Annotated in this window: 11 protein-coding genes; 3 read left to right on the forward strand and 8 right to left on the reverse strand. The window is 68.2% G+C overall.

Features of this window, described 5'->3' with window-relative positions:
- Nucleotide 1: 1 nt before the first annotated feature.
- From OXU50_00140 to egtC, 4 genes are all read right to left on the reverse strand, one after another.
- The gene (locus OXU50_00140; protein ID MDD9868299.1) at nt 2-430 is read right to left on the reverse strand and encodes a DUF4396 domain-containing protein; all 429 of its coding nucleotides are present in this window, start codon (nt 428-430) and stop codon (nt 2-4) included.
- Between the two features lie 8 nt (nt 431-438).
- Nucleotides 439-2,112 (reverse strand): dihydroxy-acid dehydratase, encoded by a 1,674-nt coding sequence (ilvD, locus tag OXU50_00145; protein ID MDD9868300.1) that lies wholly within the window; start codon nt 2,110-2,112, stop codon nt 439-441.
- A gap of 92 nt (nt 2,113-2,204) precedes the next feature.
- Complete coding sequence (locus tag OXU50_00150; GenBank protein ID MDD9868301.1) at nt 2,205-3,347, reverse strand: SUMF1/EgtB/PvdO family nonheme iron enzyme; 1,143 nt, start codon at nt 3,345-3,347, stop codon at nt 2,205-2,207.
- Nucleotides 3,344-4,111, reverse strand: coding sequence for an ergothioneine biosynthesis protein EgtC (gene egtC, locus OXU50_00155; protein MDD9868302.1), 768 nt, complete (start codon nt 4,109-4,111; stop codon nt 3,344-3,346). The genes OXU50_00150 and egtC overlap by 4 nt, the downstream gene beginning before the upstream one ends.
- A gap of 159 nt (nt 4,112-4,270) precedes the next feature.
- Here egtC and egtD point away from each other — a divergent pair, with 159 nt between their 5' ends.
- Genes egtD through phoR form a run of 3 tightly spaced genes read left to right on the forward strand, consistent with a single transcriptional unit; the run spans nt 4,271 to nt 7,241 of the window.
- The gene (gene egtD / locus OXU50_00160) at nt 4,271-5,275 is read left to right on the forward strand and encodes an L-histidine N(alpha)-methyltransferase (GenBank protein MDD9868303.1); all 1,005 of its coding nucleotides are present in this window, start codon (nt 4,271-4,273) and stop codon (nt 5,273-5,275) included.
- Nucleotides 5,276-5,305: 30 nt separating this feature from the next.
- Entirely contained in the window at nt 5,306-5,998 is a 693-nt protein-coding gene (locus OXU50_00165; GenBank protein ID MDD9868304.1) for a response regulator, read from the forward strand.
- A 7-nt stretch (nt 5,999-6,005) separates the two neighbouring features.
- Nucleotides 6,006-7,241 carry a phosphate regulon sensor histidine kinase PhoR gene (gene phoR, locus OXU50_00170; GenBank protein ID MDD9868305.1) on the forward strand — a complete coding sequence of 412 codons (1,236 nt, stop codon included), beginning with the start codon at nt 6,006-6,008 and terminating at the stop codon, nt 7,239-7,241.
- A 1-nt stretch (nt 7,242) separates the two neighbouring features.
- Here phoR and pstB read toward each other — a convergent pair whose 3' ends face one another.
- The 4 genes from pstB to OXU50_00190 form a co-directional block, all read right to left on the reverse strand.
- Nucleotides 7,243-8,085: a phosphate ABC transporter ATP-binding protein PstB gene (gene pstB / locus OXU50_00175; protein MDD9868306.1), complete on the reverse strand. Its 843-nt coding sequence runs from the start codon at nt 8,083-8,085 to the stop codon at nt 7,243-7,245.
- 1 nt (nt 8,086) lies between these two features.
- Nucleotides 8,087-9,427 carry a phosphate ABC transporter permease PstA gene (gene pstA / locus OXU50_00180; protein ID MDD9868307.1) on the reverse strand — a complete coding sequence of 447 codons (1,341 nt, stop codon included), beginning with the start codon at nt 9,425-9,427 and terminating at the stop codon, nt 8,087-8,089.
- Nucleotides 9,420-10,658 (reverse strand): phosphate ABC transporter permease subunit PstC, encoded by a 1,239-nt coding sequence (gene pstC / locus OXU50_00185; GenBank protein MDD9868308.1) that lies wholly within the window; start codon nt 10,656-10,658, stop codon nt 9,420-9,422. The genes pstA and pstC overlap by 8 nt, the downstream gene beginning before the upstream one ends.
- Nucleotides 10,659-10,874: 216 nt before the next feature.
- Nucleotides 10,875-11,239, reverse strand: a 365-nt coding sequence (locus OXU50_00190; GenBank protein MDD9868309.1) for an N-acetylneuraminate synthase family protein, incomplete at its 5' end; no start/stop codon positions are given.

Here is an 11,239-nt window from a genome sequence, read left to right on the forward strand (position 1 = left end):
CTCAGTGGCACGCCTTGCCGTATTTTTTCAGCCGCCAGTAGTTGTACGGCCACGGTGTCACGAAGCCGGCGGCCAGCGCCAGCGCGACTGCGGTCGGCGTCAGGATGGCGCCGCCGGTGACCGCCCAGTCGGTGGCGTTCATCGCCGTCTCCATCGCCAGCATCGAGATGAAACTCATGCCGAGCGCGGTTCTCAGCGCTTCGCGCGGCGGGAAATGCCGGTGAATCAGAATCGCCGTTTCCAGCAGCACGCTGGTCGCCAGGCCGTTGACCATCGCCAGCGCCATGATGGCCAGCACCGGCCACGCGATGCCGGCGAACTGGAAGAAGGCGATGGTGCCGAGGTCGCCGATGGCGCAGCCAATCAGGCACCACATCGTGTTGTAGGCGCTCGCCCCCCATGTGTGCCGGCAGGTCCAGAACATTTCCATCGGGGGCGTCAGTCGGTCACGGCGCCGTCGGAGGCGGAGCGCACCAGCCGCGCGTATTTGGCGAGCACGCCGTGGCGGTAGCGCGGGCGCGGCGCCTTCCATTGCTTCAGGCGGCGTTTGATTTCCGCCGCCGGCAATTCCAGGTTGATCTCGCGCCGCGCCGCATCAATCGTGATGCGGTCGTTGTTGCGCACGGCGGCGAGCGGCCCGCCGACGGCGGCTTCCGGCGTGATGTGGCCGACGACAAAGCCGTGGCTGCCGCCGGAAAAACGCCCGTCGGTAATCAGCGCGACATCGCTTCCAAGCCCCTTGCCCATCACCGCCGAGGTCGGCGCCAGCATCTCGCGCATGCCGGGGCCGCCCTGCGGGCCTTCGTAGCGGATGACGATGACATCGCCCTTCCTGACGGCGCCGTCGAGGATGCGCTTCATCGCCGCCTCCTCGGACGCGAACACCCGCGCCTTGCCGGTGAAATGCAGCCCTTCCTTGCCGGTGATCTTGGCGACGGCCCCGTGCGGCGCCAGGTTGCCGCGCAGGATGACGAGGTGGCCGTCGGCCTTGATGGGGTCGTCGAAGGGCCGGATGATGCGCTGCCCGGCGGGATAGGGCGGCGTTTTCGCAAGGTCGCGCTCCAGCGTGCGCCCGGTGACGGTCAGGCAGTCGCCGTGCAGCAGGCCGCGGTCGAGCAGTTGTTTCATCAGCGGTCGGATGCCGCCGACACGCACCAGTTCCGACATCAGGTAACGCCCGCTCGGTTTCAGGTCGGCCAGCACCGGCACGCGCTTGCCGATGCGCGTGAAGTCGTCGAGTTTCAGCGCGACGCCGCACGAATGCGCCATCGCCAGCAGGTGCAGCACCGCGTTGGTCGAGCCGCCGAGCGCGGTCACCACCGTGATTGCGTTTTCAAACGCCTTGCGGGTCATGATGTCGCGCGGCAGTATCTGTTTTTTGACGAGGTTGACGACCAGCCGCCCGGCCTCGGCGCAGTCGCGCATCTTGTTGCGCGACACCGCGTTTTGCGCCGAACTGCCGGGCGGGCTCATGCCCATCGCCTCGATCGCCGACGCCATCGTGTTGGCGGTGTACATGCCGCCGCACGAGCCGGCGCCCGGAATCGCGCACGCCTCGATTTCGTTGAACTCGCGCGCGCCCATCTCGCCCTTGCTCCTGGCGCCGACCGCCTCGAACACGGTGACGATGTCGGCTTTCTTGCCGGCGGCGCGCCCGGGCAGTATCGTGCCGCCGTAGATGAACACCGCCGGGCGGTCGAGGCGCGCGAACGCCATCATGCAGCCCGGCATGTTCTTGTCGCAGCCGCCGATGGCGACGAGGCCGTCGAAGCCCTCGCAGGCGGTGACCGCCTCGATGGAGTCGGCGATGATCTCGCGCGACACCAGCGAGTATTTCATGCCCTCGGTGCCCATTGAGATGCCGTCCGAGACGGTGATGGTGTTGAACACGACGGCCTTGCCGCCGGCGCGGTCCACCGCGCGCGCGGCGCGTTCGGCGAGTTGGTCAATGTGCATGTTGCACGGCGTGACCTCGCTCCAGGTCGAGGCGACGCCGATTTGCGGCTTCTTGAAGTCGGCGCCGGTGAAGCCGACGGCGCGCAGCATCGCGCGGCTCGGCGCGCGTTCAATGCCGTCAACAACGGCGGAGGAATAGCGGCGGCCCTTGTTCATGCAAGCGGGTTCATGCAGACGGGTTTATGCAAGGGGTTCATGCAAACGTTTTCATGCGAAACGGGTTCATGCGACGGGCATTCTATCACTGTTCAATCAAACGCGAGGCGCAGGCCGGCGAAGATGTGGCGCTTGCCGGGCGTGTGAAAGTTTCTGAAACTGGGGCGCCGGCAGTCCGCCTCGCTGAACGCGCTGGCGCCGCGCAGCGTGTAATGCGCGCCGTCGAACCACGGCGCCGAGTATTCGCCGTAGGGGAAGGCCCGGAAGCCGTCGTACGGGTGAAAGGCGTTCGCGCACCATTCCCACGCCTGCCCGCCGTCGTCGAAGCAGCCTTGCGCGCACGCGGTTTCCCATTCGTATTCGCACGGCAGCCGCGCGCCGGCGTAGCGGCTGAAGGCGCGCGCCTCGAAATGGCTGAGGCCGCGCACCGGCGCGCCGGGCGCCAGCGGGCGCACGCCGTCGCAGGTCGCCTCGAACCAGCCGTCGCGCCCGCGCAGCCAGCCGTCGGGCGCGGCGCACGCCGCCGCGCGCCGCCAGCGCAGCCCCGCCGCGTCCCAGTGCGCGTCGTCGCGGTAGCCGCCGCTTTCGATAAAGCCGAGATACTCGGCGTTGGTGACGGCGGCGCGGCGGATGGAAAAGCCCTTCATCCGGCGGCGGTGCCTCGGCAGTTCGTTGTCGAACGACCAGTTGTCGCGCCCGCCGATGTCGTATTCGCCGGTCTCGACGCGCGCGCTGCGCCGCCGCACCGGGGCGCCTTGCGCGAGGCCGCCGCCGTTGTGTTCGTGTTTTGCGCCGAGCGCGAGTTGTCTTTGCGCCAGCACCATGCGCATCGTCTCGATGTGCTGCGCGTGGTGCTGCACGAGGAATTTCAGCAGGTAGTCGCCGCGCATCAGTCGGTGGCCCGTGAGCGCCCGGGGCGGCGCTTGCAGCAGGCGGATGTTGGCGCGCTGGCGCCTGCGCGTCTCGTCGAGCAGCGCCGCCTGCGGCGGCAGGCGCCGCCCGCGCCCGGCCTTGACGCTGTTTTGCGGCTGGTAAAGGTCATGTTCCGCGGCGTCCGGCGCCTGCGCGCGCAGCCACAAATCCTCGGTGAAAATCGTGTGGCCGACATGCCAGCCGAGCGGGCTCAGGTCGGGATGGTATTGCCTGCGGCATTCGGCGTCGCTGAGCGGCGCCGCCAGCGCCAGCACGGTGCGCTGGAGTTGTTGCAGGCGGGCGATCAGGGCGGCGTCGCTCACAGGGCCGACAGCGACGGTTCGCCGGCGCGGGCGACGACCAGCAGGTGGTGTTCGGGCACCGCGTCCCAGCCGCTGTTCGCCGGCGTCAGGCGTTCCGACGCGATGAAGCGCCGCGCGCCGTCGCACAGCCAGTACAGCGACGGCGCGGTTTCGTTGAACGCGCAGCGCACCGCGTAGAGCGTGTCGCCGTCGCCGACCATCAGGTTCAGCATCGCGCAGCGCGCGCCGATGCGCTCGCCGACCCAGGCGATGGTGCGCCGCAGCGCGCCGCCGACGCCGCCCCCATGGTCGCGCAGCATCTGGCGCAGCAGCGCGAACAGGTATTCGGAGTCGGTCAGGCCGCGCACCGCCGCCTCGATGTCGTCGTCGAGCGCCGCCAGCAGCGCCTTGCGAAGGTCGCCGCGGAAGTTGTCAATAAAGCCGTTGTGCAGAAACAGCAGCGACTCGTCGTGAAACGGCTGCGTGTTGTGCAGGCCGTTGGCGTAGCCGGGCGTGGCGCTTCGCACCATCGCCAGCCACAGGTCGCGGCGCAGCGATTCGGCGAGGCCGCCGAGATTGGCGTCGGCCCAGATTGGGCCGGGGTTGCGATAGACCGCGGGCCGCCCGCCAGTGAGATACCAGCCGAAGCCGAAACCGTCGGCGTTGAGTTTGGCGTAGGTGAGTTCCTGCGGCTGCCACGACTGGCGGTAGAGGCTGTGCTCGGGTTCGAGCAGAAAATCCTTCAGCGACAGCGGCTGTCCGATGTAGGCGGCGAGACGGCACATCCGGCGATTTTACAATGAACCGCGGCCCTTCTGTAAACCGGCGTGAACGGGCGCGAACCGGCGCGAACGCTTGCGCGGCGCGCGTGATGGCGCGCCGGATGCCGCGCCGTCCGGCCATGCTATAATGCGCGCCTACGGATTGCAGTTGAGCCAGCAAGGATGAAGAAGCCAGCCGCCGCAGAGATTGAGTGCCCCCCGTGTATTGAGGTCGAGCCGTGCCTGTCAGTGCGCTCGCTGCAGGAGGACGTCATTGACGGCCTTTTCAGCAAGCCGCGGACACTGCCGCCGAAGTATTTCTACGACCCCGCCGGTTCGCACCTGTTCGACCAGATCTGCGACACCGACGAGTACTACCTGACGCGCGCCGAAAGCGCCCTGTTGCGGGAATGCGCCGACGAGGTCGTCGCGCGCGTGCGCCCCGACCACATCATCGAGTTCGGCAGCGGCGTGTCGCGCAAGAGTTGCTTCCTGCTGGACGCCTGCGAGCGGCTCGGCCTGCATTGCACCTACTGGCCGATGGACATCTGCCGCGAAGTCGTCGAAGACGCCGGACGGCGGCTGGCGGGCGACTATCCGTGGCTGCGGGTGAACGGGCTGGTCGGCGACTACAACGCCGGCCTCGGCAACATCCGGCTCAGCGCGGGGCGGCGCCTCGGCGTGTTCATGGGCAGCACCATCGGCAATTTCAACCCCGCCGACGCGGTCCGGTTTCTGACCGATGTGCGTTCGCTGCTGGCCGACGGCGACCGGCTGCTGCTGGGCGCCGACCGCGTCAAGGAGGCGTCGGTGCTGAACGCGGCCTACGACGACGCCGCCGGCCTGACGGCGCGCTTCAACCTGAATGTGCTGAAGGTGCTGAACGAGGGGCTGTCGGCGGATTTCGAGCCGGGCAACTTCGAGCACCACGCATTTTTCAACGAATGGCGCCGGCAGGTGGAAATGCACCTGGTTTCGTGCGCGCGCCAGCAGGTGTATTTCGGCGACCTCGACCGCAGCCTTGAACTGGACGCCGGCGAATCCATCTGCACCGAGATCAGCCGCAAGTTCACCGACGACTGCCTGGCCTCGCTGCTGCGGGAAAGCGGCTTTGCGAGCGACCGCCATTATGTGTCCGGCGACGGCTATTTCTCGCTGGTGCTGGGCCGCGCCGCCAATGCCTCGTAGCGCGCGGGCGCGCCGCCGCGGGCCGCCGTCGTGAGCGCCGCCAATATCCTGGTGGTGGACGACGAGCCGACGATTTGCGAGATGCTGTACTTCATGCTCGGCGACGAAGGCTACCGGGTCAGCCAGGCGCTCAACGCCGGCCAGGCGCTCGACCATCTGCACCGGCAGGTTCCCGACATCGTGCTGGTGGACTGGATGATGCCCGGCATGAGCGGCATTGACCTGGTGCGCAACATCCGCGCCAACCCGGTGACGCGCGATTTGCCGATCATCATGGTGACGGCCAAGACCGACGAACAGCAGCGGGTCGCCGGCCTGTCGGCGGGCGCCGACGACTATGTGACGAAGCCGTTTTTCAGGCGCGAGTTGAGCGCCCGCATCCGGGCGCTGCTGCGGCGCACGAAACCGCACAAGGGGCTGGAGAAAATCACCGTCGGCGCGATGGTGCTGGACCCGGCGGAGCACCGCCTTGAGATTGGCGGCAAGGCGGTCGCCGTCGGCCCGACCGAATTCCAGTTGCTGCATTTTCTGGCGGCCCGGCCCGGACAGGTGTTCGCGCGCCGGCGCATCCTCGACGGCGTCTGGGGCCTGAACCGCTTCGTCGAGGAGCGCACCGTGGATGTCTATGTCCGCAGGCTGCGCAAGACGCTGGCGCCGCACGGATTCCGCGAGGCCGTCGCCACCGTGCGCGGCGTCGGCTATTGTTTCCGGCCCCCCGAATAACGCGGACATGCAGGACTTCCTGCGCAACAGCCTGCTGACGCTGCCGCTGTTCGCGGCGGCGGGGCTGCTGTTCGGCCTCGCCTATGACGAGGTCGCGCTGTCGCTGTTGCTTGCGCTGCTGGTCTATGTCGCGGCGCTGCTGAGCCGCCTGCACCGCCTGCACCGGCAGATGCGAAAGACCGCCGCCGCCGAATGGTCGCGCGGCGGCGGCGAAGAGGACGCCGCGTTTGATTCATCGCACCTGGAGAAGGCCGAAGGCGGGCGCGGCCTCGTCGTGACCCGCGACAACGGCGACATCGTCTGGTTCAACCGCGCCGCCGCCGCGCTGCTCGGCCTGAAGGCGGAACAGGACCGCGGCGCCGACATCGTCCACCTGATACGCAACCCCGATTTCGTCCGCTGTTTCGCCGGCAGCCGTTTCGGGCGGACGGTGGAGACGCACTCGCCCGCCGCGCCCGCCGTCGGCGTCTGCGTGCTGCCCGGCGGGCGCGGGCGGCGGCTGATTCTGGTGGACGACCTGTCGCGCCTGCAGAAACTCGAGACGATGAACCGCGATTTGATCGGCAATGTGTCGCACGAACTGCGTTCGCCGCTGACGGTCATTGTCGGCTACCTCGACCTGCTCGACGAGATTGGCGGGCGCGGCGACGACCGCCGCCTTGACGCGGCGCTGACGAACATGCGCCGGCAGAGCGCGCGCATGCAGCAGATTGTCAACGACCTGCTCGAGTTGAGCGAACTCGAGGTGGCGCCGCCCGGCGAGCAGCCCGCCGATGTCGTCAGCGTCGCCGAACTGGTCGGCGCCATCCGCGACGAGGTGCGCGAACTCGACCCGTCCGGGCGCTGCCGCATCGTCGCCGACATCGGCGACCCCGGCCTGTTGGGCAGCCGCGCGCGGCTGCACAGCGCGTTTTTCAACCTCGTCAGCAACGCCGTCCGCTATTCGCCGGACGGCGGCACCATCACGCTGCGCTGGCGCGGCGACGAATCGGGCGCGAGTTTCTGCGTCGCCGACGAGGGCGTCGGCATCGAGTCGTACCATCTGCCGCGCCTGACCGAGCGTTTTTACCGGGTGGACAAGGACCGCTCGCGCACGACCGGCGGCACCGGCCTCGGGCTTGCCATCGTCAAGCATGTGCTGAACCACCACGACGCCGAACTCGAGGTGCAAAGCGCGCCCGGCAGGGGCAGCGTGTTCTGCTGCCGTTTTCCGGCGTCGCGCGTGGCCGCGCCGCGCGCCTGAATCAGCCGAAGCGGCCGGTGATGTACTGCTCGGTCAGCGTGTGCTTCGGGTTGGTGAAGATGGCCTGCGTCTCGCCGACCTCGATCAGGTTGCCGAGGTGGAAATAGGCGGTTCGCTGCGACACGCGCGCCGCCTGCTGCATTGAGTGCGTGACGATGGAGATGGCGTAGTTGCGGCGCAGTTCGTCTATCAGTTCCTCGATTCTGGCGGTGGCGATGGGGTCGAGCGCCGAGCACGGCTCGTCCATCAGGATGACTTCCGGGTTGACGGCGATGGCGCGCGCGATGCACAGCCGCTGCTGCTGGCCGCCGGACAGGCCGGTGCCGGGGTGGTCGAGGCGGTCCATGACCTCGTGCAGCAGGCCGGCCTTCTCAAGGCTGGTGTGGACGATTTCGTCGAGTTCGCGGCGGTTGGCGGCGAGGCCGTGGATGCGCGGCCCGTAGGCGACATTGTCGTAGATGGATTTCGGGAACGGGTTGGGTTTCTGGAACACCATGCCGACGCGGGCGCGCAGTTCGACGACATCCATTTTCCTGTCGTAGATGTTCTCGCCGTCGAGCGTCACGGAGCCGCTGACGCGGCAGTTGTCTATCGTGTCGTTCATGCGGTTCAGGCAGCGCAGGAAAGTGGATTTGCCGCAGCCCGACGGGCCGATCATCGCGATGACCTCGTTTCGGGCGATGTCGAGGCTGACATTCCTGATGGCGTGCTTGTCGCCGTAATGGACATCAATGCCGCGCGCGCTCATGTGCGGCTGCGCGACGGTGGCGGCGCCGACGGTCTCGAAGTCTTCCGGCACGGCGGTGTCTTGCAGCGCGGGCTGGTTGTTGTTCGCCGGTTTCACGCTACCAGCGCCTCTCGAATTTCTTCCTGAGAAGAACCGCGCCCAGGTTCATCGCAATCAGGAACAGCAGCAGCACCAGCGTCGCGGCGGCGGCGAGTTCGGTGAAGGCGCGCTCGGCCTGGTTGGCCCACAGATAGACCTGCACCGGCAGCGCGGTCGCCGGGTCGGTGAAGTTCTGCGGCACATCAACGATGAACGCGACCATGCCGATCATCAGCAGCGGCGCGCTCTCGCCGAGCGCCTGCGCCATGCCGATGACGGTGCCGGTCAGCACGCCGGGCATCGCCAGCGGCAGCGTGTGGTGCAGGGCGGTCTGCATCGGCGACGCGCCCATCGCCAGCGCGGCTTCGCGGATGGACGGCGGCACCGCCTTCAGCGCGGCGCGCCCGGCGATGATGATGGTCGGCAGCGTCATCAGCGCCAGCACGATGCCGCCGACCAGCGACGACGAGCGCGGCAGGCCGAAGAAATTCAGGAACACCGCGAGGCCCAGCAGCCCGAAAATAATGGACGGCACCGCCGCCAGGTTGTTGATGTTGACCTCGATGAAGTCGGTCAGGCGGTTGCGCGGCGCGAACTCCTCGAGATAGACGGCGGTGGCGATGCCGATCGGGAACGACAGCAGAAAGGCGACCAGCAGCGCGAAGAACGAGCCGGTCAGCGCGCCGAGCAGGCCGGCCCGCTCCGGCTCCCTTGAATCGCCGCGCGTGAACAGCGTGCGGTTGAAATGCCGCTCGACGCGCCCGTCCGCGGCCAGTCGGTCGAGGCGCGCGATTTGCCGGTCGTTGAGGCGGCGCCGGTCTTCGGCGAGAGTGCGGTCAACCTTTCCCTTGTAGAAGAGGTCGGCCTCGTCGTCGGCCAGCGCGCGGAAGCGGACGGTGGTGCCGATGACGGAGGGGTCGGCGGCGACTTGCGCGCGCAGATCGAACGCGGCGCCGGAACTGACGAGGGCGCGCAGGGCTTTTTTGTCGCGCCGCGAGCGGGCGTCGGGAAACAGCGCGTACAGCGAGCGGTTCAGCAGGCCGCGGTAGTCGGCCTGGTCGAGCGCGTCTTGCAGCGCCTGCGGCGAGGCGCCGCGCCCGGCGAAGGCATTCTCGTCGAGATGAACATCAAGCGTGAACGAGGTCTGGGTGAAGGCGCCGGCGCCGGCGGAGAGGATGGCGCCGAACAGCAGCACGACAAACGCCAGGCCGGCGAGGATGGACGCGAGGCCCGCCGCGCGGAAGCGCCTTTCGGCGCGGTAGCGCCGCGCCAGGCCGCCGCGGACTTTCTGCAGCGTCGTCGCGGCGTTGTACGCGCCGTTGTTCGGGCCGCTGTCCGGGCCGTTGTTCGGACTATTCATATTGCTCGCGGTAGCGGCGCACGATGTGCAGCGCGATGATGTTCAGGGCCAGCGTGACGGCGAACAGCGTCAGTCCGAGCGCGAACGCGGCCAGCGTCTTCGGGCTGTCGAATTCCTGGTCGCCGGTCAGCAGTGAGACGATTTGCACGGTCACCGTGGTGACCGATTCAAGCGGGTTGGCGGTCAGGCGCGCGGCGAGGCCGGCGGCCATGACGACAATCATCGTCTCGCCGATGGCGCGCGAGATGGCCAGCAGCAGCCCGCCGATGATGCCGGGCAGCGCCGCCGGCAGCACCACCTTGCGCACCGTTTCCGAGCGTGTCGCGCCGAGCGCGTAGGAGCCGTCGCGCAGGTTGCCCGGAACGGCGACGATGACATCGTCGGACAGCGAGCAGATGAACGGAATCAGCATGATGCCCATGACCGCGCCGGCGGCCAGCGCGCTTTCCGACGATGCATCGAGGCCGAGCGACAGCGTCGCGTCGCGGATGGCCGGCGCCACCCACAGCACCGCGAAGAAGCCATAGACGACGGTCGGGATGCCGGCCAGAATCTCGAGCATCGGCTTGGCGACGGCGCGCAGGCGCGGCGCCGCGTATTCGCCCAGAAAGATCGCCGACATCAGGCCGAGCGGCGCGCCCATCGTCATCGCGACCGCCGAAATCAGCAGCGTGCCGGCAAACAGCGGCACCGCGCCGAAGGCGCCGGACGAGCCGACCTGGTCTTCGCGGATGGCCGTTTGCGGGCTCCATTCAAGGCCCAGCAGAAAATCGCCGACCGGCACCAGCCGGAAGAATTGCAGCGCCTCGAACAGCACCGACAGCACGATGCCGACGGTTGTGAAGACGGCGATGCTCGAGCAAACCAGCAGCAGGTTGCCGAGGAAGCGCTCGACGCTTTTGCGCGCGTTGTGGCCGGGTTGCAGGCGCCGCCGCACGCGGGCCGCGGCGGCGGCGATTGTCAGCGCGAGCAGTGTGACCAGGCCGAAGTGGCCGCCGGGTTCAAACGGGTTGCGCACGGCGTTTGGCAGGCGCGGCTCCAGCGCGAACCACAGCGCGACCGCCAGCAGCGCCGGTATCGCGCACCACAGCGCCGCGTACCATCCGTAATGAACCGGGCGCGACTTGCACGCGCCGGACGGGCCGGTGAAGCGGGTGGCGCGCTTTGCGGCGAGCAGGTAGGCGATGCCGGAGGCTGCGAGTATCAGCAGCGTAATCTGGAACAGGTTCATGACGGATGCGCGGGTTGGCAGGCGGCAAGGTAAACGCCGAATGTGTCAGTTTCATGACAGACGCCGGAAAGCGCGCGGCGGCATGATCACGGCGGCGTTCAGAAACGGGTGATGTCCGGCGACAGCGGCGCGTCGCGGGTGATGTCACGGGCGGCGTTCAGGAATGGATTCGGTCCGGCAACAGCGGTGTGCCGCAGGCGATGTCGCGGGTGGCGTTCAGGAGCGGATCAGGTTCGGCGACAGCGGCGTGCCGCGGGTGATGTCGCGGGCGGCGGTCTTGCCGAGCACCTCGTCGAGGTGTTTCGGCGCCATGCCGAAGCCGGGGCGGATGCTGCGGACATTGTCGGCGGTGAAGGCGTCGCCGGCGCGCATGTCTTGCACGACATACAGCGAGCGGCGGAACCGGATGGCCTGTTTTTCGGCGGCTTTCGGTTCGCGGCGGATTCTGCCGGCGGACGCCCACGCGGTTTTGACATCGCGGCACAATTGTTTCAGGGCGTCCGGCTCCAGCGAGAAACTGTCGTCGGGGCCGCCGTCGTCGCGGCTCAGCGTGAAATGTTTCTCGATGAGGCAGGCGCCGA

Source organism: Gammaproteobacteria bacterium, assembly GCA_028817225.1.
Lineage (GTDB): Bacteria > Pseudomonadota > Gammaproteobacteria > Poriferisulfidales > Oxydemutatoraceae > Oxydemutator.

Bases quoted from the DNA above. Each gene is read 5' to 3' on its own strand.
- pstC (MDD9868308.1), bottom strand. From the start codon at position 10,658: ATGAACCTGTTCCAGATTACGCTGCTGATACTCGCAGCCTCCGGCATC.
- egtD (MDD9868303.1), top strand. From the start codon at position 4,271: ATGAAGAAGCCAGCCGCCGCAGAGATTGAGTGCCCCCCGTGTATTGAG.
- egtC (MDD9868302.1), bottom strand. From the start codon at position 4,111: ATGTGCCGTCTCGCCGCCTACATCGGACAGCCGCTGTCGCTGAAGGAT.
- OXU50_00140 (MDD9868299.1), bottom strand. From the start codon at position 430: ATGGAAATGTTCTGGACCTGCCGGCACACATGGGGGGCGAGCGCCTAC.
- phoR (MDD9868305.1), top strand. From the start codon at position 6,006: ATGCAGGACTTCCTGCGCAACAGCCTGCTGACGCTGCCGCTGTTCGCG.
- pstA (MDD9868307.1), bottom strand. From the start codon at position 9,427: ATGAATAGTCCGAACAACGGCCCGGACAGCGGCCCGAACAACGGCGCG.
- ilvD (MDD9868300.1), bottom strand. From the start codon at position 2,112: ATGAACAAGGGCCGCCGCTATTCCTCCGCCGTTGTTGACGGCATTGAA.